Origin of the sequence: Pseudomonas sp. PLB05, from assembly GCF_021106615.1 — a bacterium.
Classification (GTDB): Bacteria; Pseudomonadota; Gammaproteobacteria; order Pseudomonadales; family Pseudomonadaceae; genus Chryseomonas; species Chryseomonas benzopyrenica.
In genome coordinates this window covers 809,229-830,310 of record NZ_JAJOHO010000003.1, presented here as the reverse complement: position 1 = coordinate 830,310, position 21,082 = coordinate 809,229, and the positions used below count along the sequence as shown (strand labels likewise).

Below are 21,082 nucleotides of genomic sequence, written 5' to 3'. Positions count from 1 at the left end.
TGTTAGTTGCTTTTTCTAGGTCTGTTTTTTTGATTTTACGTGATTCAATTTTGTTTAATTCTTCAAGCGCAGAGATTGTGGATTCCGTGAGTTTTCATTCATTTTTTGATGTATGCTCTAAATAAGATGGATTAGGGTTGGGATATGGCGTTTTGATTTAATCAATTTAGAATATTACACTTGTCTTAAGGGCTTTCCATCGCTCGGATGTTTATGTATGTTGAATTACTAAGGGTGTGTTTTAGTTGACGCTCAAGACTGAGTAAAAACTACCGCTGAGCCTGGATTTGTGTCTCTCGTGTATGCATTTATATGTATGCGGCGCCGTATCGCCTTTGTCGCTATCCAGTGACCGGTTAGCTAGTTGACCAAGGGGCGAAAGATAAGCCTAGGCCTTAGCAAGAAAGTGCGGGTGTATAGGGGTTATCTTGAGGAGGCTAGAGTGCTATCTGCGAGTATGCTGCTGTAAGATTTTAAAAAAGCTGTACTATGCGGGAAAATCTGAAGAATTTTTTTCTAATGGCCGTGCAGTATAAATGCTGCATGGTGGCATGAGGCAGGCAATCAAGGCCGGTGGTAGTCTGAGTTTCAAGCTCGGTTGGGGACGTCAGCCGTTCCCGGGTGGATTCGACTGTCACTGCCTTCCGCCATTTTTCACTAGCGAAGAGGCTATTCAGCTTCGTGGGGCCCTCACCCTAGCCCTCTCCCTGAGGGAGAAGGGACTGTTCCGAGCAGCAATAGACTCTTGTTTCCTAATACACGTCCTTCAGATAGCGCTTCTGTTCGCTCATCCCGCGCAGGTACTCGCTGGCGGCCTCGTCGCTGAGGTGACCATGGGTCGCCACCACTTGGCGCAGGGCCTGGTCGACGTCCTTGGCCATGCGGCTGGCGTCGCCGCAGACATAGACGCGGGCGCCGTCCTGCAGCCAGCGCCAGACCTCGGCGCCGCGTTCGCGCAGTCGATCCTGCACATAGACCTTCTCGGCTTGGTCGCGGGAGAAGGCCAGGCTCAGTTCGCTCAGCAGGCCATCGCGCTGGAAGGCTTCCAGTTCGTCACGGTAGTAGAAGTCATGGGCAGCGTGCTGCTCGCCAAAGAACAGCCAGTTGCGGCCCTGGTCGCCCCGGGCGCGGCGCTCGTGGAGAAAGCCGCGGAAGGGCGCGATACCGGTGCCGGGGCCGATCATGATCAGCGGGACGTCGCCCTGGTCCGGCAGGCGGAAATGGCGCGAGGACTGGATATGCACCTCGGTGGTGGCGTCCTGCAGGCGGTCGGCAAGAAAGGTGGAGGCCACGCCCTTGCGATTACCGTAGCGCACCGCCGAGACGGTGAGGTGCACCTGGCCGGCATGGGCCAGGGGGCTGGAAGCGATGGAATAGAGCCGCGGCTGCAAACGTTTGAGGCTGCTGAGCAACTCACTGGCGTCATGGCGGGCGGGAAAGCGGGCCAGCACATCGGCCAGTTGCCGGCCCCAGAGGCAGCGCTTGAGTTCGTCGCGGTCGCCCAGCAGGGCGTGGCACTCGGCATTGCCACTGCGCTCGGCGATCAGCGCCAGAGTCTCGGGGTTGGGGCGGGCGATCTCGTAGTGTTCGCCCAGCGCCTGGCGCAGCGACAGCTCGCCGACCTTGGGGACGGCGACCGGTTGTTCGCCGTCCAGTCCGGCGAGGGCGAGGACTTCCTCGACCAGCTCCGGACAGTTGCGCGCCTTCACGCTCAGGGCGTCGCCGGCCTGGTAGGCCAGGGGTTGCTCGGACGTGAGGCCGAACAGCCGCACCTCCTTGTTGGATCCGGCGCTGTTGAGTCTCCGGTTGATGACCAGCCGCGCCGGCACCGTGCTCGGGCGATGGGTGGTGGCCGGAGTCGCCAGGGGCGCGCTGGTGGCCTGGGGCGCCAGCTGCCCTTGCAGGGCGGCCAGCCAGGCGTCGGCGCCATCGAGGCCATCGGCGTCGCAGTCCAGGCGCGGGCAGAGGCGGCGGGCGCCGAGTTCGGCCAGGCGGGCGTCGAGGCGCTGGCCGTGGCCGCAGAATTGGTCGTAGGTGGAATCGCCCAGGGCCAGCACGGCGTAGTCCAGTTCGGCCAGGGAGGCGTCGAGCCGATCGAGGCCCTGCCAGAAGGCCTGGCCATTGTCCGGGGCTTCGCCATCGCCAAAGGTGCTGCTGACCAGCAGGACGCGGCGGGCACCGGTCAGGCGTTCCACGGCATAGGCGGCCATGTCGTGCAATTCCACGCTGAGACCGGTCTGGCACAGGCGGGCGACGCAGCGCTCGGCCAGGGCTTCAGCGTTGCCGGTCTGGGACGCCCAAAGCACCACCAGATCGGCGGGGGCGGTAGCGGCCATGGCCAGGCTGGCGGCCTGGCTTTCCGGCAGGCGGCTGAACAACCCGGCGAGCAGGCCGTCGAGCCAGAGGCGGGTGTCGGCGGCCAGCGGCGCCTGGGCCGGCAGGCAGGGCACGCCCTGGGCCCCGCCATCGCGCAGGCCGTCCATGAAGCCGGCCAGGTAGGTGCGTTCGGCCGCGCTGAGCTGTGGCCGTACCGCGGTTGCGACCCCGGTGAGCTCGGCCAGGCGCGCCAGGGCGGGCAACTGAGCGCTCTCTGCGACGGGCTCGTCGGCCGGCAATTGGCGGTGGGGAATGGTGGCGACGCGGGTCAGGCGCACGGCGCAGACCTTGAGTTCCGGTTGCAGCGAGAGCGGATCGACGGCGTCGCTGGTGACGGCATTGATGGCCAGGTCGTTGCCCTGGACGTCGGCCCAGTGAAAGGGCGCGAAGCAGTTGCCGGGCTGGACCCGGTCGCTGAGGGTCACCGGCAACACGGCACGGCCGCGGCGCGAGGTGATCTCCAGCCGGTCGCCCGCGCTGAGCCCCAACGCCTGAGCATCCTGGGGATGCACCTCGACGAAAGGCGCCGGATTGAGGCGATTGAGCGCGGCGATCTTGCCGGTCTTGGTGAGCGTATGCCACTGGTGCTGCAGACGCCCGGTGTTGAGCACGAAGGGGTAGTCGACATCGGGTAATTCTGCCGGATCCAGGTGGGGACGGGCGAAGAATTGCGCCTTGCCGCTGGCGGTGGCGAAGTTGAGGGCGGTCGGTTCACCGGTCTCATCCAGGCGCAGGGTCTGGCTGCGGCCGTCGTTGCGATAGCGGATCGGTTGGCGCGGATCACTCTCTTGGCCGGGGCAGGGCCATTGCAGCGGCGTCTGGCGCAGCCGGGCATGGCTGGCACCGCGGAGGTCGTAGCCGGTCTGGGGGTTGTGGAATTGCCGGATCTCGTCGAACACTTCAGCGGCCGAGGCGTAGCTGAAGTGCTCGCCATAACCCATCGCACAGGCGACGTCGGCGATGATCCGCCAGTCGGCGCGGGCCTCGCCGGGCGGATTGACGGCCTGGGGCGCCAGGGTCAGGTTGCGCTCGGAGTTGATCATCACCCCGTCGGCCTCGGCCCAGAGCGCGCCGGGCAAGAGGATGTCGGCGTACGGATTGGTCTCGGTGTCGAGAAAGGCGTCCTGGGTGATCACCAGTTCGGCGGCCTGCAGGCCGCGGATGACCGTCTCGCGATTGGCCACGCTGGCCACCGGGTTGGTGCAGATGATCCAGCAGGCCTTCACGGTGCCGGCGGCCAGCTCCTCGAACAGGGCGACGGTGCCCTGGCCAAGACGGGTATGCAGGGTGCCTTCCGGCACCCCCCAGGCACGTTCGACGAAATGGCGGTCGGCGGCCGACAGCAGGCTGCGTTGGCCGGGCAGACCGGGGCCCATGTAGCCCATCTCGCGCCCGCCCATGGCGTTGGGCTGGCCGGTGAGGGAGAAGGGGCCGCTGCCGGGGCGGCAGATCTTGCCGGTGGCCAGGTGCAGGTTGCACAGGGCGTTGGTGCTCCAGGTGCCATGGGTGCTCTGATTCAGGCCCATGGTCCAGAGGCTGGTCCATTCACCGGCTTCGCCGATCCAGCGCGCGGCGGTGCGGATGTCCGCCACGGCCAGCCCCGTCCCGGCGGCCACGCGTGCGGGACTGTAGTCGGCGAGAAAATCGGGCATGGCCTCCCAGCCCTCGGTATGGGCGGCGATGAAGGCTTCGTCCAGATAGCCCTCGGCGTGCAACAGGTGCAGCAGGCCATTGAGCAGCAGCAGATCGGTGCCGGGGCGCAGTTGCAGGAAGAGATCGGCCTTTTCGGCGGTGGCGGTGCGCCGCGGATCGATGACGATCAGCCGGGCGCCGCGCTTGACCCGATCCAGCAGGCGCAGGAAGAGGATGGGGTGACAGTCGGCCATATTGGCGCCGCTGACCAGGAAGAGATCGGCGTGGTCGAGGTCGTCGTAGGAGCCGGGCGGGCCGTCGGCGCCAAGGGACAGCTTGTAGCCGGTGCCGGCGCTGGCCATGCACAGCCGGGAATTGGATTCGAGCTGGTTGGTGCCGATGAAGCCCCGCGCCAGCTTGCTCACCAGGTACTGGGCCTCCAGCGACAGCTGGCCGGACACATAGAAGGCGATGGCGTCCGGCCCGTGGCGGCCGAGGATGGCGCGCAACCGCTCGGCGGTGGCAGCGACGGCCTGGTCCAGCGCGGTCTGCACCGGTTCGTGGGAGCGGTCGTGGCGGACGTAGGCCTGCGCCATGCGCCCGCTGTCCACCAGCGCCTGGTGGCTGGTGCTGCCCTTGGTGCAGAGGCGGCCACGATTGGCGGGATGGTCGCGATCGCCACTGACCTTGGTGACCCGGCCGTCTTCCACCTGCATGACGATCCCGCAGCCGACGCCGCAGTAGGGGCAGACGCTCTTGATGTGGGTAGTGGCCATGGCAAGGATCCTTCGAGAACCAGAAAGCGAAAAGGCGCCGGTCGTGCTCCCCGGAGGGAGACGAACACGGCGCCTTTGTCGTGAAAGGGGGCGATCGGCGTTGACCGCTCCATGCTGGGTATTTAGCAAGGCCCGCGCCAGCTTGGTCCGACGGGCTCAGGGAGCGCATGACTGCTGGTCCGGCGGAGGGGCGGCAGTCATGCTCGACGTCATGGCAACCACGGGTGATGTGCGCCGTGACGGGGCAGGCAGGCCTTGCCTTGCACCGTTGTGGTTCCGGCTGGCGGGTAGCCGGTGGCGAGTCGGCGATGCCCTCTGCTGGCTGCAGGCCGCGCCAGTGGCGGATCTCCAGGCGATCAGGCAGAACTGGCACAGCCGATGCAAAAGCCCTGATAGACCCGCATTTTCGGGTCGCCCGGTCGATCAACGGCGATCGACAGCCACTGCAGGCGACGGGCACGGAGCAGAGCCCAGGGCTCCTCCCTACATAGAACAGGCAAAGGCGCCTGAGACCGCGAGGTTTCAGGCGCCTTTTTATTTGCCGCGACTCAACCTGATTGGCCTCGGCCGGGGGATAGCCTCCATGAACAGCATCGTGACCCGCAAAGAACGCCTGATCGTCGTCGGCAACGGCATGGTCGGCCATCACCTCGTCGAGCAGCTGCTGGCGGCCGGCGCCCTGGACCACTACGAGATCCACGTCTTCGGCGAAGAGCGTCAGCGCGCCTACGACCGGGTGCATCTCTCGGAATACTTCGCCGGCCGTGACGCCGAATCCCTGGCGATGAGCACAGCCGACCTCTATGCCGTGCCCGGCGTGGTGCTGCACCTGGGCTGCGCGGTGACCGGCATCGATCGCGAACAGCGCGAGGTGCTGACCCCTGAAGGCGCCTTTGGCTACGACCGCCTGGTACTGGCCACCGGCTCCTATCCCTTCGTGCCGCCCATCGAGGGCGCCGAAGGCGACTCACGCCTGGTCTATCGCACCCTGGACGACCTGGACACCATCCGCCTGGCCGCCGCCAAGGCGCGCCGCGGCGTGGTGGTGGGCGGCGGCCTGCTCGGCCTGGAAGCGGCCAATGCGCTGAAATCCCTGGGCCTGGAAGCCCATGTGGTGGAATTCGCCCCGCGCTTGATGCCGGTGCAGCTGGACGACCTGGGCGGTGCCGCGCTCCGGCAGCGCATCGAAGACCTGGGCGTGGGCGTGCACCTGTCCAAGGCCACCCAGAACATCACCGCCGGCAGCGAGTACCGCTACCGCATGAACTTCGCCGGCGAGGATTTCCTCGAGACCGACCTGATCCTGTTTTCCGCTGGCATCCGTCCCCAGGACGCCCTGGCCCGCAGCTGCGGCCTGGAGCTCGGCCCCCGCGGCGGGGTGGCGGTGGACAACGGCTGCCTGACCAGCGATCCCTTCATCCATGCCATCGGCGAGTGCGCCGCCTGGAACGGGAGCGTCTTCGGCCTGGTCGCGCCGGGCTACCAGATGGCGCGCCTGGTGTCCGCCACCCTCTGCCACGGCCAGGGCACGCCCTTCACCGGCGCCGACATGTCCACCAAGCTCAAGCTGCTGGGCGTGGACGTGGGCTCCATCGGCGACGCCCACGGCGCCACCCCCGGCGCGCGTAGCTATCGCTACATCGACGAAGCCAGCGCCAGCTATCGCCGCCTGGTGGTCTCCGCCGACGGCAAGCACGTGCTCGGCGCCGTGCTGGTGGGCGACAACAGCTACTACGACACCCTGCTGCAATACGCCCAGAACGGCATCCCGCTGCCCCAGGATCCCGCCAGCCTGATCATGCCGGTGGGCGAGGGCGCCCCGACCCTGGGCGCCGATGCCCTGCCGGCCACCGCCACCCTCTGCTCCTGCCACAACGTCACCAAGGGCGCGGTCTGCGCCGCCATCGACGCCGGCTGCACCGATCTCGCCGGCATCAAGAGCTGCACCAAGGCGGCCACCGGTTGCGGTGGCTGCGCGGCGCTGGTCAAGCAGGTCTTCGAGCACGAGCTGATCGCCCGGGGCGTCGAGGTCGACAAGAGCCTTTGCGAACACTTCGCCCACACGCGCCAGGAGCTCTATCACCTGGTACGGGTGGAAGGCATCCAGAGCTTCGACGAGCTACTGGCGCGTCACGGTCGCGGCCACCATGGCTGCGACATCTGCAAGCCGGCGGTGGCCAACGTCCTGGCCTCCTGCTGGAACGCGCCCATCACCGATCCGCACTTGGTGCCGCTGCAGGACACCAACGACACCTTCATGGCCAACATGCAGAAGAACGGCACCTATTCGGTGGTGCCACGCATTCCGGGTGGCGAGATCAGCCCGGAAGGCCTGATCGCCATCGGCCAGGTGGCGAAGAAGTACGACCTCTACACCAAGATCACCGGCGGCCAGCGCATCGATCTCTTCGGCGCCCAGTTGCACGAATTGCCGGACATCTGGGGCGAGCTGATCGCCGCCGGCTTCGAGACCGGCCATGCCTACGGCAAGTCGACCCGCACGGTGAAAAGCTGCGTCGGCAGCACCTGGTGCCGCTACGGGGTGCAGGACAGCGTCAAGATGGCGCTGGACATCGAGCACCGCTACAAGGGCCTGCGCGCGCCGCACAAGCTCAAGTTCGCCGTCAGCGGCTGCACCCGCGAGTGCGCCGAGGCCCAGAGCAAGGACATCGGTGTGATCGCCACCGAGAACGGCTGGAATCTCTATGTCTGCGGCAACGGCGGCATGCGCCCGCGGCATGCCGAGCTGTTCGCCACCGACCTGGATGACGAGACCCTGATCCGCTACATCGACCGGCTGCTGATGTTCTACATCCGCACCGCCGACCGCCTGCAGCGCACCTCGGTGTGGCGCGAGTCGCTGGAGGGCGGGCTGGACTACCTCAAGCAGGTGATCATCGAAGACAGCCTGGGCCTGGGTGCCGAGCTGGAAGCCCAGATGCAGCTGGTGGTGGATCGCTACGAATGCGAATGGGCCAATGCCCTGAACGATCCCGACAAGCTCAAGCGCTTCCGGACCTTCGTCAACCAGCGCGGCAACGACCCGGACATCCACTTCGTCAAGGAGCGCGGCCAGCGCCGGCCGGCGCGTCACCACGAACTTCAGCTCATCGCCGTCACCGAGGAGACTTGACCATGACCCAGACCAATACCGCTCGCGCCCTGGAGCCCCGCTGGCAACCCCTGTGCCACCTGACCGATCTGGTGCCCCAGTCCGGTGTGGTGGCCCTGCACGAGGGTGAGCAGGTGGCGCTGTTCTATCTGCCCGAGACCGAGCAGAAGGTCTTCGCCGTGGGCAATCGCGATCCCAAGTCCGGTGCCAATGTCATCGGTCGCGGCATCGTCGGCCAACTGGGCCAGGACCTGGTGATCGCTTCACCGCTGTACAAGCAGCATTTCCGCCTGGCGGACGGTGGCTGCCTGGAATATCCCGAGCAGGCGCTGCCCACCTGGGCGGTACGGCTGAACGGGGAACGGGTGGAGATCGCCTGAGGCTTTCGCGTCTGGCCTTCTCTCACCCCATTCTTCTCCCGGAGGGAGAAGGGGCGGTATGGCGTGGCGCGGAGCTCGCGTAGCCTGGATAACGGCGCAGCCTTGCCCGGGTGATCACCGCGCCTAGGCGGCTGACTGTTGCACCCACCGTAGTGCAGCGTTGCGCGATGGGTGCCGGTCCAGGCAGGCGAAAACTCCCGGTCGGGGCGATACTCAAGGAGCGGGGACGCTGTCTGCCGATCCTGGCAGTCGCCCTGCGGGAGGTCATCATGCGCCTGACAAGAACCCTTCGCTCCGCGCTGTTCATCGCCCTGCTGCTGGCCCTGGCCGCCATCGCCCTGCTGGAAGGCTGGCGCGCGCAACCGGTGGGAGAACCCGCCTTGCGCGCCGATCCGGTCTGTAGCCACGGCTATGCGCCCTATGGCTGCTATCCGGTACCGGCCCGTGGCGGCGACCTGGGGTGGCTGGAGCGACTCTAGGTCCTCACCCAGCCCTTAGGTCAGTATCCAGCAGCGCCGCCAGTTCGCGGTCGGATAGGGCGTGGCCGAACAGCGGGCCCTGGACCTCGGCGCAGTGCTGCGCCTTCAGCCAGGCCAACTGGCCTGATGTTTCGACGCCCGTCGCTGCTACCCGGAGCCCCAAGGTGCGTCCCAGGCCGATCAGCGCCTGGGCGATGGCGGCATCGGCCTGCCGCTGGTCCAGGTGGGCGATGAGCTGGCTATCGAGGCTGATGCCCTCCAGCAGGGGCTGGCGCAGTGCATTGAGGGCGCCGAGGCCTTTGCCGAAATCGGCCAGGCTCAGGCGTACGCCCAGGGCCTTGAGCGCCTGGAGTTGAGGGAGCGGCGGATCACCGTCTGCCCGCAGCAGCGCCTCGGGCAGTTGCAGCTCCAGGCGTTCCGCTGCCAGGCCACTGGTCTGCAAGGCCTGGGCGACTGCCTCCACCAGAGCCTTGGCATCGTCGAACTGGCGAGGCGACACCCCGATGACCAGCCGCAGCGGCGCGGGCCAGGCCGCTGCGGCGCGACAGGCGCTATCCAACAGCCAGAGCCCCAGGGGAGCGCTGAGTCCGGTCTCTTCGGCCAGGGCCAGGAAGGCCTCTGGCGGTAACGTTCCGCGTATCGGATGGGCCCAGTGCAGCTGGGCTTCGACGCCACTCAGGGTGCCGTCTGCCGTGCGCCGGCGGGGCAGGTAGGCCAGGCGCACCTGGTCGCGCGCCAAGGCCTGGCGCAGTTCCTGTTCCAGGTCACGACGCTGGCTGAGCTGGGCGTCCATGGCCGGTGCATGAAAGCACCAGCCGTTGCGGCCCGCGGCCTTGGCCTGGTAGAGCGCGATATCGGCCAGCCGCAGCAATTCCTCGACTTGGTCGGCCTGGCCCGGCGCCTGGGCGATGCCGATGCTGGTCCCGACGCTGACGGTCTGCTCTTCCAGCAGGATCGGCCGGGCGATGGCGGTTACCAGCCGGGCACAGATCTGGTCGACCGTCGTGGCATCCAGGTGACCGAGCAGCACCACGATGAATTCATCGCCGCCCAGCCGCGCCACCAAGCCGCCGGGCCTCAGGCTGGCTTGCAGACGACGGGCGACTTCCTGCAGCACCCGATCACCGGCGGCGTGGCCGAGGCTGTCGTTGATCGGTTTGAAGCGATCCAGGTCCAGACTGAGCAGGGTGAGCGGCGTGCTGGGTTGCGCCAGTTGAGCGGCCAGGTAGTGCTGCAACTGCAACCGGTTGGCCAGGCCGGTCAGGCTGTCGTGTTGCGACAGATGCTCGATTTCGGCCTGGGCGTTGACCGCGGCGGTGATGTCACTGGCGGTTCCACGAAAACCCGCACCCTGGGGCAAGGGGCGGGCGGTGATTTCGCAGACCCGGGAATGGCCGAGACGGTCACGATAATGACAGCGCAGCACCTGCCGCTCGTCGCGGTGTCGAGCGTTGTCCAGGAGCCAGTCAGCCAGCCTGGTCGTCTCGGTGCTGAACAGTTCCGCGAGTGGCCGACCGAGCCAGCTGCCAGGCGCATGCCCGGTGATGCGGGCGAAGCGTTCGGACAGATAGGCGATGCGGCCTTCGGCATCGCTTTCCCAGAGCCAGTCTGAGGCCGCCTCGGCGAGTTCGCGAAAGCGGCTTTCGCTGCGGCTCAGCTCGGCTTGGCTGGCGATCAGGGCATCGAATTGCTGGTCGAGCTGCCGGGCCGAATTCAGCGCATGGCGGATCAGCAGCGCCAGCACTAGGCCGAGCAACAGCACCCCGGCCAGGAACACCGGTAGCGTCCGGCGCAGCAACTGGGCGCCGGGCCGTGGAGGTTGCCAATTGAGCAACAGCGGTGAATCCAGCGGGCGCAGGGATTCATGATCGGGCAGAGGCAACCGGGAGGCCTGCAGCGTCGGCAGCCCGTAGGTGTCGCTGAGGTGAGCCAGGGTCGCGGGGTCGAGCACATTAACGAACAGCATCACCGAGGGCACGCCGGCGCTCGGCGTGACGCCATAGCTCGCGCCCGGCGTGATGGTGGCGGCGGCGACCAGCGCAGGGACGCCGCCGACACTCAGGATCCGCCCCAGGCTTTCGGTTTCTCCAGGTCGCTTGCGAGTCGCCGCCAGCAGGGCAGTGAGATCCCCTTCCAGCCATTGCGCGGCAGTGCGCTCCGTTGGCTGCCCGTCGATCACGGCATAGACGGTACGGTCCTGGGGATCCAGCACGAAGACGCCGTTGTAGCCATAGAGCTCATAGGGAATGTCGCCAACGTTACGCTCCTCGTCGGCCCAGAAGCGATCGACCTTCAGGTGCAGGTGCTTGTAGGCCTCGCCCCACTTGGCATAGTTGATGATGTTATGGCCGATCTCGTTTTCCACCTGCTCCAGGGTGCGGGTGATATAGGTCCGCGCCCGCTGCTGGACATCGGCGTCCTGGCTGGAGGCGGTCTTGATCAGCAGGTAGCAGCCGATGCCGAGCAGGATCGGCAGGGCGCAAATGACCGGAAACAGGCGCAGCAACAGGGCGTGACTGCGACGGGTGGCGATGGGGGTTGACGACATGAGGGACCTGGGCGGCGCTGAACGACGGTCAGGTTTCCTGCGCGGTGGCCAAAGACGGCGCGAGGAATATCTGGCCAGGTGCCATTATCGGCGACTGGCTAACAGACGTCTGCTCATCATCGGACCAGGGGCAGCGCTGAGCTGCCCGGACGGTCGACCGCTCAAGGACGCGGCGGATAGCCGATCAGCAGTTCGTTGATCAGACGGCCGAAGCCGGCACTGCGTTGGGAGGGCGTGGCGTTCTGGTCGTCCAGCAGGCGCTCTTCGCTGGCACGCCAGACCAACTTGCCGTCGCGGCCGTCGAGCATGTCGAGCTGCACCGTCATCACCGGGTAGGTGACGGTCTGGGTGCGTACATAGCTCGGCCCCCAGGGACCAGGGCCCCAGGCGGAGCCCCAGGGGCCACCCCAGCCCGGGCCCCAGTAGGGATCGGCATAACTGAAGCTCTGCTGGCGCTGATCGAGGATCACATAGAGCTTGATCCTGAGGTCTGGTCGCGTGCCCGTCGCGGCGGGGCGCAGCCCACGCTGGTCGAGGCCGCCGCTGACCGAGTCGCGCAGGCGCTGCTCGGTGAGATCGCTGCGCACCCGCGGATCGCTGGGGCGGTATTCGATGGCCGGATCCGCCCAGCCCCAGCTGCGATAGGCGGCGAAGTCGCGGCTGGCGTCATAGTCCAGATTGCGCGGGCCGCGTTCGGCGCAGGCTGTCAGCAGGAGGACCGCAAGCAGCAGGAGGCAACGTTTCATGGGCGATCCTCGGCGGTGAGGGTAGTAGTCTGCTTGGACTGGCTTGAGGGCCACTTATCCCCTCAGCTCGGCGGATAGTTGGCCAGCAGGCGGCGGGTGGTGTCTCTCAGGGTGCGTGCGCGTTCGCCGCTGTTGCCGCCGGTGGCCTGCTCGGCGGCCGAATGCCAGAGCACGCGCCCCGTGGCGGGATCGAGCAATTCCACCTCCAGCACATCGACCACAAAGGTCCGGGTGCGGGTCCGCGCCTGGCCGACCGTGGCGCCATAGCCGGGGCCATAGCCATAGGGCCCGTAGCCGCCGTAGCCGTAGCTGGTGTCGTAGTAGTCGGTGTACTGCTCGCTGCGCTGCTGCTGGGTGAGGCGGGCACGCACCTGGAGATCGGCGCGGGCACCGCCGATGGCCGGTCGCAAGCCGCGCTGGTCGAGGCCATCGGCCACCGCCTGCTGCACGGTCTGGCCATCCAGGCCACCGCTGACCACCGCGGCACCCGGTGCCCAACTCCAGGTGCGATAGCGACTCCAGTCGCGGGGCGCTGGCGGATAGGCCGCCGGATCCTGCTGCGGCAGTACCGGCACCGCGGCCTCCGGGAGGCTGCTGGCGACATAGGGATTGGGCGTCTGGCAACCGGCCAGGGCGAGCAGCGCGAACGACAGGCAGAGCAGGGGGCGACGCATGACCGTTCCTCGAAGGAATGCTGGCCAGAGCATACCGCGCCCGGCGTTATCCTGCCTTAGCTTGGCAGAGCCAATGCAGATAGCGCCCCAGGCCCGCGAAAGCCGGGTGCCGCCGGTGGGCCAACTCCATGGCCACCAGTTCCTCGCCGTTGGCGCGAGCCTGGAACTCCGGCGGCATGTAGTCGTGAAAGACCCGTACGCCGCTGCGCGCCTGGATCCGCCAGTCCGGCGCCAGCCAGGCCTCGACTTCGCGCGGATCGAGGGGCTGTTGCGGGGTGAGGCCCCGTTGGCCGGCGCCCGCGTAATCGCCCTGCCTGAGTTTGCGGAAATGCCCCTTGAGAAGATTGCGATAGATCAGGGCGTCGCGGTTGTAGAAGGCCAGGGACAGCCAGCCGTTCGGGGCCAGGCAGCGCTCTAGCGTCGGCAGGATCGCCGTGGGCGTCTCCAGCCATTCCAGCACCGCGTGGCAGAGCACCAGGTCGAAGGGCTCGGTGAAGGCGGGCAACTCCTGCCAGGGCAATGCCAGCCAATCGGCGCCGAGTCCGGCCGCGGCAAAGGCCTCCTGGGCGCCGGCGAGCATGGGCGCCGACGGCTCGGCCAGGGTCACGGCATGGCCCTGCTGGGCCAGCCAGAGACTCATGTGGCCCAGGCCGGCACCGATGTCCAGCACCCGCAGGGGACGCCCGGGCAGTACCTCGGCGAGATCCGCCTGCAGCACCGCCAGGCGGATGGCGCCCTTGGTGCCGCCATAGATGTTGGCGGCGAAACGGGTGGCGCGGTCGTCGAAGAAGGTATCGCTCACGGCAGGAAGCGCCTCTCGTTGTCGGCCAGCTTGGCCAGCACCGCCTGCTCCACGTCCAGCTCCAGTTCGCTGCCCAGTTGCAGGAGATAGAGCAGCACGTCGGCGATTTCCTGGCCGGCGTGTTCGCGCTCGGCGGCGCTCAGCTCGCGGGCCTCGGCATCGCTTTTCCACTGGAAGATCTCCACCAGCTCGGCCATCTCGACGCTGGCCGCCATCGCCAGATTCTTGGGGTTGTGATAGCGCCGCCAGGCGTTGGCATCGCGGATGGCGTGCAGGCGGGTGAGCAGGGCAGGAAGGTCCATGGGCGTCCAGGGATTGGCAAAACGTCATTGTCCCATGGCGGGACCAGGGCGCGGCAGTGTCTTGTCCGCTGGTCTCTGCGCGACAGTCCGGCGCTACTGCTCTACTCTGGGCCCATCACCGACACGCTGGCCGCTGGAGCCCTGATGAAATTTCGCCTGTCCGGACCGTTGCTGACCCTGCTGATGATCACCAGCGCCGCCCATGCCGAAAAGCTGCTGCTGGAAGGCACTCTCGGCCAGTCCCGGGTGGTGGTGGAGGTCGATCCCACCGCCAATGACGAAGTCTCTGGCCGCTACTTCTATGACCGCTATCGCCGCGATCTGCGCCTGAGCGGTCCGGCGCAATCGGGCGACCAGCTCAGGCTGGAGGAGGGTGCGCCCTGGCAGGACGGCCCCAAGGCCAGCTGGTCGCTGACGCGCGGCAAGGACGGTCGCTGGAGCGGTACCTGGAGCGGTGCCGGCAAGACCTTGCCGCTCGCCCTGGCGCCGCTGCAGCTGGAACAGTCCGCGGCGGCGGATCGCTATCGCCAGACACTGCGCCATGACGATCCCTACGAATTCCGCCGCCTGCAGGGGCTGACCCTGGAGCAGGGTGAGCGCCAGACCTTCATGGGTCGTGAGCTGCATTGGTGGCGCGAGCCGGTGTCGGGCATGCGGCTGTTCACCGTGGCGGGCGCCAGCGAGGCGGCCAATGCCGTGCTGCGTGACCGACTCTGGGCGGAGGTAGACGCCCATCTGAGCTGCATCGGCCCTGATGGCGAGCACAGCCTGCAGGTGACTCCGCAGTTGCTCACCCAGCGGGTGCTCAGCGTCAATCTGTTCAGCCAATACAGCTGCACCGGCGCGGCCCACCCGGATTTCGGCAGCGCACCCCTGACCCTGGATCTCCAGACCGGGCAGGAATTGGCGCTGGAAGACTTCCTCTGGCTGGGCCACGGCCAGCCGCTTCGTCCGGCGCCGGAGGATCGCTATTCCCAGGCCCTGGCGGACTATCGGCAACAGACCCTGGCGCCCTGGGTGGTGCGGTTGTTCACCCGGCTGTATCCGGAGCTGATGCAGGCGCCGGCCGACGGTGATGGCTGCGACTATCGCAGCGCCGACGTCTGGCAATTCGCGCCCTGGTACCTGACGCCCAAGGGCCTCTACCTGGGCCCGACCTTCTTCCGCGCCGCCCGCAGCTGCGACGAACCCGGTGGCACCCTGGTGCCCTACGCCGAGGTGCGCCAGCATCCAGGGCCATTGGCGGACCTGCTGCCCCGCTGACGTAGGTTGGCGCTGAGCGCAGCGAAGCCCAACGCTCCTCTACCCGGCGCGGACATGGCGGGCTTCGACGCTGGAACCGTCTCGGCCCAACCTACGGCAGTTTGATGACACACTCGTAGGTTGGCGCTGAGCGCAGCGAAGCCCAACAGCGCTGCCTGCCTCGAAGGTCTGGCTGCCCAGTAGCAGCCCATGACCAGCTAGGCGGTTCAGCTGCGCCTAACGCTGGTGCCGATCAGTGGCCTTTCCTACTTCCGCAAGAGCTTTTGCAGCCGGGCGTGCTGCCAGAGGGCGATCCTGTCGCGCAGGAAGAAGGTCTGGATGCCACGACTCAGCAACAGAATTCCCCAGATGGCGGCGACCCATAGGGACCAGTGGGTCTCAGGCGAGGTCGCGTGATTGAGCACATAGAGAAAGACCCAGATGACCATGCCGCGCAGCACCTGCCAATAGAAGCCGATCTCGGCGGCGATCTGTTCACGGGCATTCGCGATTCGCTCGTCTGCAGCGGATCCCACTGCTTGAGTGGTTTGACCTGTCAGGTCGGCAACGCTGATTTCCAGAACGGCAGCCAGGGCGCTCAGGGTCTCCAGACTCGCCTGCTCGCCATTTTCGATGCGTTGCACCGTACGGGTGCTGATGCCCGCGAGTTCAGCCAGCTGCTCTTGCGACCACGCTCGGGCCAGGCGGTGTTCCTTGATTTTGTTGGGCAGTTGCATCTCGGTTTCTCCAGCGGTGGTGGACGAGCAAAAGCCTAGCCGCAAGGCCTTCTGTCCAACACGACGACAACCCGACAGCAGCCTGACAGCGAGGTGACAGGGACCTGACGGCCTCGCTGACAGGGAAGGGCGGAAGCCCGTCTCCTCGCAGGGTCTTCCCTGTCCATCCACTCTACACCGGCTACACGCGGTGAAAACCGTCCAGGGATTTCCACAGCAGGTTCGCCTCCGCGGGGGTAAGGCTGCGCCGTTACCCACGCTACGGACGCTGTCAGTCGGTAGCGTGGAAAACCGCTGGGCGTTTTCCACTGGGCGTTGAGTATCGCCAGCGGACAGGGCTTCGCCCCCTTCCACCGTAATCGTCGGCGATCAGCCGCTTGCCCAGGGTGATGACCTCGGCTTCCACATAACCCAAGGCCGCATAGAAGCCCAGGATCGCGGCATTGTCCCGGCGCACCATGAGCTGCAGCTTGGGGCAGCCTCTTTCGGTCAGCAGCTGCTCGGCGGTCGCTACCAGACGGCGGGCATGGCCGCGACGCTGGTGTTCCGGTGCCACCGCCAGGTAATAGAGCCAGCCACGATGGCCGTCGGTGCCAACCATGACGCTGGCCATGAGGGTGCCGTCCACCTCGCCCACCAGGAACAACTCGGGTTGCTCGGCAAGCTTGCGCTGGATGTCACGGTAGGGATCGTTCCAGGGACGGGTCAGATCGCAAGCCTGCCAGAGGCTGACCAGGGTCTCGGTGTCGGCAGGCTGGAAGGGGCGGATGTGCATGGGGGCGTCCGGCAGCGGGGCGAAGCCGAAAGATAGCAGACGGGAGAGTCTAATTTTGTGCTTCGAGGAGGGGGCTGGCTTTAACGGCTCTATCGCGGCCATGGGCCGCTCCTACGGGTTTTGACATCCTGTAGGAGCGGCCCATGGCCGCGAGAGCGTTGCTCCTACGGATCGGCGTCAGTAGGAGCGGGTGCATCAGCGGACTGTCGTGGCCGGGATTGAGACGTCAGAAGCCGCTAGAGAAAGTTCTCCGCATAGTGGCAGGCCACCTGGCGGGCTTCCACGTTGCGCAGCGCCGGCACCTCGATCTTGCACTTCTCCGTCGCATAGGGGCAACGCCGGTGGAAGACGCAACCAGGTGGCGGATCCAGCGGGTTGGGCAGCTCGCCCTGGATGCGGATACGCGGCTTGCTCGGGTCCGGGTGCAGACTCGGGGTGGCCGACAGCAGCATCTGGGTATAGGGATGCAGGGGCCGCTCGAACAGCAGGTCGCGACTGGTCTTTTCGACGATGCAGCCCAGGTACATCACCATCACCTCGTCGGCGATGTGGCGCACCACCGAGAGGTTGTGGGAGATGAACACATAGGCGGTCCGGTACTGCTGCTGCAGATCCATGAACAGGTTGAGCACCTGCGCCTGGATGGACACGTCCAGCGCCGAGGTCGGCTCGTCCGCCACCAGCACCTTGGGCTGCAGCATCATGGCGCGGGCCACGGCGATGCGCTGGCGCTGGCCACCGGAGAACATGTGCGGATAGCGCTGGTAGTGCTCGGGCCGTAGGCCCACCTGCTGCATCATCGCCTGCACCTTCTCGCGCCTTTCGGTGCGGGAGAGGCTGGTGTTGATCTGCAGCGGCTCGGCCAACTGGTCGCCGATCTTGCGCCGCGGATTGAGCGAGGCATAGGGGTTCTGGAACACCATCTGCACCTCGCGGCGCAGCTCCTTGCGGCGGGCGGCGTCGGCGTTGGCCACGTCCTGACCGCCGATGACCAGGCTGCCGGCGGTGGGCTGCTCGATCAGGGTCAGGGCGCGGGCCAGGGTCGACTTGCCACAACCGGACTCACCCACCACGGCCAGGGTGCGCCCGGCCTGCAGGTCGAAGGAGACGCCGTTGAGCGCCTTGACCGTGGCGTTGTCCTTGAACAGGCCGCGGGAGATTTGATAGTGCTGGGTCAGGCCCTTAGCTTCGAGCACGAGGTGCTCGGGCGCCTGCTCCGGGATGGTGGAGCTGGCGAGGACGGTGGCTTCAGACGGCGCCATGGCGATCCTCCGGCAACTGGCTGGGACGTTGATGTTCGGGCAGCACCTCGGGCACCTCGCCGGGCGCTACGTTGCGCGGGAAGAAGCAGCGCACCGCCCCGCGATCGTAGGGCTCCAGCGCCGGGCGCTCCTGGCAGCGCGGCTGCACATAGGGGCAGCGCGGGCTGAGCAGGCAGCCGGCCGGCCGGTCGTAGCGACCGGGGACGATGCCGGGCAGGGTGTGCAGGCGGTCGGTCTGGCTGTGTTCGGGAATGGCCGCCAGCAGGGCTTCGGTGTAGGGATGGGCGGGGGCGTCGAACAGCGTCGGCACCACGCCTTTCTCCACCGCCTGGCCGGCATACATCACCACCACGCGCTGGGCGGTCTCGGCCACCACGGCGAGGTCGTGGGTGATGAGGATCAGCCCCATGCCTTCGTCGCGCTGCAGATTGACCAGCAGTTCCATGATCTGCGCCTGGATGGTCACGTCCAGGGCGGTGGTGGGTTCGTCGGCGATCAGCAGGCGCGGCTCGGCGGCGATGGCCATGGCGATGGCGACGCGCTGGCTCATGCCCCCGGACAGCTGGTGCGGATAGGCGCCGAGGCGACTGGCCGCGGCCGGGATCTCGACCTTTTCCAGCAATTCCAGGGCGCGCTGGCTGGCGGCGCGGCCCTTGAGGCCCAGGTGCTGGCGGATCACTTCTTCCAGCTGGAAGCCCACGGTGTAGCTGGGATTGAGCGCCGTCATCGGGTCCTGGAAAACCATCGACAGCTCCTTGCCAATCAGGTGCCGCCGGCGGCGGCCCTTGAGGCTGAGCAGGTCCTGACCATCGAAGGCCAGGCGGTCGGCGGTGATGCGACCGGGGTGATCGATCAGGCCCATCACGGCCATCATGGTCACCGACTTGCCGGAGCCGGATTCACCGACGATAGCGACGATCTCGCCCTGATCCACCGTGAGATCGAGGCCTTCCACCACCGGCGGGGCGTCGGTGCCGCCGAAGCGCACCGAGAGGTTCTGGATTTCGAGGAGGCTCATGACTGCACCTTCAGACGCGGATCGAGGGCATCGCGCAGGCCGTCGCCCATCAGGTTGATGGCCAGCACGGTGAAGAGGATGGCGAGACCCGGCAGGGTCACCACCCACCAGGCGCGCTCGATGTAGTCGCGGGCCGAGGCCAGCATGGTGCCCCACTCGGGGGTGGGCGGCTGCACGCCGAGGCCAAGGAAGCCCAGGGCGGCGGCATCGAGGATCGCCGAGGAAAAGCTCAGGGTGGCCTGGACGATCAGCGGTGCCATGCAGTTGGGCAGCACGCTGACGAACATCAGCCGCAAGGTACCGGCGCCGGCCAGCCGCGAGGCGGTGACGTAGTCGCGGTGCAGTTCGCCCATCACCGCGGCGCGGGTCAGGCGGACATAGGAGGGCAGCGAGACGATGGCGATGGCCACCACGGTGTTGATCAGGCCTGGGCCGAGGATGGCGACGATGGCCACGGCCAGCAGCAGCGAGGGCAGCGCCAGCATGATGTCCATCAGGCGCATGATCACCGGACCGGCGCGGTTGGGCGAGAAGCCGGCGACCAGCCCGAGCAGGATGCCGGGGATCAGCGAGAAGACCACCGAGGCCAGGCCGATCAGCAGCGACAGCCGGGCGCCGTGGATCAGTCGGCTGAGCAGGTCACGCCCCAGCTCGTCGGTGCCCAGGGGGAACTGGCTGTTGCCACCGTCCAGCCACAGCGGCGGGGTGAGCATGAAGTCGCGGAACTGCTCGCTGGGCGCATGGGGTGCGACCCAGGGCGCGAAGAGCGCGCAGAACACCACGATGACCATGAAGATCAGCCCGCCGAGGGCGCCCTTGTTGCGGGCGAAGGCGTGCCAGAACTCCTTGAAGGGAGAGGGATAGAGGGCGCTCGGGTCTTGAGCGGCCGGGGTGTTTACCGTTGTCATAGGCTCTGTCCGTATGGGCGCTTCAACGCTGGTGGCGGATGCGCGGATTGACCAGGCCGTAGAGGATGTCCACGACGAAATTGACCAGGATGACCAGGGTGGCGATCAGCAGGATGCCGTTCTGCACCACCGGGTAGTCCCGGGCGCCGATGGCCTCGATCAGCCACTTGCCGATGCCGGGCCAGGAGAAGATGGTCTCGGTGAGCACCGCGCCGGAGAGCAGGCTGCCGACCTGCAGGCCGAGCACCGTCAGTACCGGGATCAGGGCGTTGCGCAGGGCGTGGACGAAGACTACCCGGCCTGGCGACAGACCCTTGGCGCGGGCGGTGCGCACATAGTCCTCACGCAACACTTCGAGCATGGCCGAGCGGGTCATGCGGGCGATCACCGCCAGGGGAATGGTGCCCACCACGATCGCCGGCAGGATCAGGTGCTTGAGGGCATCGACGAAGGCGCCGGGCTCGTCGGAGAGCAGGGTGTCTATGAGCATGAAGCCGGTGCGCGGCGGGATGTCGTAGAGCAGATCCAGGCGACCGGAAACCGGGGTCCAGCCGAGTTGCACCGAGAACAGCATGATCAGCAGCAGGCCCCACCAGAAGATCGGCATCGAATAGCCGGTCAGGGCCACGCCCATCACCCCGTGGTCCACCGTGGTGCCGCGCCTGAGGGCGGCGATGATGCCGGCCAGCACGCCGAAGACCGTGGCGAACAGCATGGCCGCCACCGAGAGTTCCAGGGTGGCCGGGAACAGGGTCAGGAACTCGTCCCAGACCCCGACGCGACTGCGCAGGGATTCGCCGAGGTCACCCTGGGCAAGGTTGCCGATGTAGTCGAAATACTGCTGGTACAGGGGCTTGTCGAGGCCCAGGCGGTGCATGGCTTCGGCGTGCATCTGCGGATCGACGCGGCGTTCGCCCATCATGACTTCCACCGGATCGCCGGGGATGAGGCGGATCAGGGCGAAGGTCAGCAGGGTGACGCCAAAGAACGTCGGTATCAGCAGCCCGAAGCGACGGGCGATGAAGGCGAGCATCGGAGGGGGTGTCTCCTCTTGAGGCTGATCAAGACGGCGCGAGTACATGCCCGGCCGCGTTTTTAAGTGAGAGCCCGCGCAAAAGCTAAAGAGCTTTTGCTCTGACTCTCAGACCTTGTGGGTCTGGATTCATCCCTGAAGGGACCATCCTGGTCCGTACCGAACGACACCTGCAGGCAGCAGGCTCGTTCGGTCCTACGAATAGGTTCGAAGAGCGCTCTGGGCCAGCGCTCCAAACCCGGCAGACTACCACGTTGCCCCGGGCGTCGATATCCTCGAC

Annotated in this window: 16 protein-coding genes and 1 tRNA gene; 5 read left to right on the top strand and 12 right to left on the bottom strand. The window is 66.7% G+C overall.

All coding sequences use genetic code 11. The features are described from left to right. The first annotated feature begins 555 nt into the window (after window positions 1-555). Window positions 556-650: transfer RNA gene (locus tag LRS53_RS16650), tRNA-Sec, on the top strand. 102 nt (window positions 651-752) lie between these two features. On the opposite strand, the gene LRS53_RS16645 is transcribed toward LRS53_RS16650, so the two are convergent. Beyond that, a complete protein-coding gene (locus LRS53_RS16645; RefSeq protein ID WP_231356635.1) occupies window positions 753-4,784 on the bottom strand; it encodes a bifunctional nitrate reductase/sulfite reductase flavoprotein subunit alpha in 4,032 nt (1,343 codons plus the stop codon). Between the two features lie 583 nt (window positions 4,785-5,367). Here LRS53_RS16645 and nirB point away from each other — a divergent pair. From nirB to LRS53_RS16630, 3 genes are all read left to right on the top strand, one after another. After that, window positions 5,368-7,917, top strand: a complete 2,550-nt coding sequence (nirB, locus tag LRS53_RS16640; protein ID WP_231356634.1) for a nitrite reductase large subunit NirB — start codon at window positions 5,368-5,370, stop codon at window positions 7,915-7,917. Window positions 7,918-7,919: 2 nt separating this feature from the next. Further along, the gene (nirD, locus tag LRS53_RS16635) at window positions 7,920-8,276 is read left to right on the top strand and encodes a nitrite reductase small subunit NirD (RefSeq protein WP_231356633.1); all 357 of its coding nucleotides are present in this window, start codon (window positions 7,920-7,922) and stop codon (window positions 8,274-8,276) included. Between the two features lie 269 nt (window positions 8,277-8,545). Beyond that, on the top strand, window positions 8,546-8,755 hold the full coding sequence (locus tag LRS53_RS16630; RefSeq protein WP_143075228.1) for a hypothetical protein: 210 nt from the start codon (window positions 8,546-8,548) through the stop codon (window positions 8,753-8,755). Window positions 8,756-8,759: 4 nt separating this feature from the next. Here the strand turns inward: LRS53_RS16630 and LRS53_RS16625 are convergent, their stop codons facing one another. From LRS53_RS16625 to LRS53_RS16605, 5 genes are all read right to left on the bottom strand, one after another. Further along, window positions 8,760-11,303, bottom strand: a complete 2,544-nt coding sequence (locus LRS53_RS16625) for a bifunctional diguanylate cyclase/phosphodiesterase (protein ID WP_231356632.1) — start codon at window positions 11,301-11,303, stop codon at window positions 8,760-8,762. Window positions 11,304-11,464: 161 nt separating this feature from the next. Further along, on the bottom strand, window positions 11,465-12,049 hold the full coding sequence (locus LRS53_RS16620; protein WP_231356631.1) for a DUF4136 domain-containing protein: 585 nt from the start codon (window positions 12,047-12,049) through the stop codon (window positions 11,465-11,467). A 62-nt stretch (window positions 12,050-12,111) separates the two neighbouring features. Continuing rightward, complete coding sequence (locus LRS53_RS16615) at window positions 12,112-12,723, bottom strand: DUF4136 domain-containing protein (protein WP_231356630.1); 612 nt, start codon at window positions 12,721-12,723, stop codon at window positions 12,112-12,114. Window positions 12,724-12,769: 46 nt separating this feature from the next. Next, on the bottom strand, window positions 12,770-13,525 hold the full coding sequence (locus tag LRS53_RS16610) for a methyltransferase domain-containing protein (protein WP_160923713.1): 756 nt from the start codon (window positions 13,523-13,525) through the stop codon (window positions 12,770-12,772). Further along, the gene (locus LRS53_RS16605; protein WP_017642406.1) at window positions 13,522-13,827 is read right to left on the bottom strand and encodes a nucleotide pyrophosphohydrolase; all 306 of its coding nucleotides are present in this window, start codon (window positions 13,825-13,827) and stop codon (window positions 13,522-13,524) included. The genes LRS53_RS16610 and LRS53_RS16605 overlap by 4 nt, the downstream gene beginning before the upstream one ends. A 144-nt stretch (window positions 13,828-13,971) precedes the next feature. Here LRS53_RS16605 and LRS53_RS16600 point away from each other — a divergent pair, with 144 nt between their 5' ends. Further along, window positions 13,972-15,090, top strand: coding sequence for a hypothetical protein (locus LRS53_RS16600; protein WP_231356629.1), 1,119 nt, complete (start codon window positions 13,972-13,974; stop codon window positions 15,088-15,090). A 245-nt stretch (window positions 15,091-15,335) separates the two neighbouring features. Here LRS53_RS16600 and LRS53_RS16595 read toward each other — a convergent pair whose 3' ends face one another. The 6 genes from LRS53_RS16595 to LRS53_RS16570 all read right to left on the bottom strand — a co-directional run bounded on the left by LRS53_RS16595 (window position 15,336) and on the right by LRS53_RS16570 (window position 20,802). Next, on the bottom strand, window positions 15,336-15,806 hold the full coding sequence (locus LRS53_RS16595; RefSeq protein ID WP_231356628.1) for a helix-turn-helix domain-containing protein: 471 nt from the start codon (window positions 15,804-15,806) through the stop codon (window positions 15,336-15,338). Between the two features lie 271 nt (window positions 15,807-16,077). Further along, the gene (locus tag LRS53_RS16590) at window positions 16,078-16,581 is read right to left on the bottom strand and encodes a GNAT family acetyltransferase (protein WP_231356627.1); all 504 of its coding nucleotides are present in this window, start codon (window positions 16,579-16,581) and stop codon (window positions 16,078-16,080) included. Between the two features lie 236 nt (window positions 16,582-16,817). Beyond that, a complete protein-coding gene (locus LRS53_RS16585; protein WP_231356626.1) occupies window positions 16,818-17,843 on the bottom strand; it encodes a peptide ABC transporter ATP-binding protein in 1,026 nt (341 codons plus the stop codon). After that, window positions 17,830-18,861: an ABC transporter ATP-binding protein gene (locus LRS53_RS16580; RefSeq protein WP_231356625.1), complete on the bottom strand. Its 1,032-nt coding sequence runs from the start codon at window positions 18,859-18,861 to the stop codon at window positions 17,830-17,832. The genes LRS53_RS16585 and LRS53_RS16580 overlap by 14 nt, the downstream gene beginning before the upstream one ends. Next, entirely contained in the window at window positions 18,858-19,769 is a 912-nt protein-coding gene (locus tag LRS53_RS16575) for an ABC transporter permease subunit (RefSeq protein ID WP_027602553.1), read from the bottom strand. Before LRS53_RS16575 ends, LRS53_RS16580 begins: the two co-directional genes overlap by 4 nt. 22 nt (window positions 19,770-19,791) lie before the next feature. Further along, window positions 19,792-20,802 carry an ABC transporter permease subunit gene (locus tag LRS53_RS16570; RefSeq protein ID WP_231356624.1) on the bottom strand — a complete coding sequence of 337 codons (1,011 nt, stop codon included), beginning with the start codon at window positions 20,800-20,802 and terminating at the stop codon, window positions 19,792-19,794. Window positions 20,803-21,082: the final 280 nt, after the last annotated feature.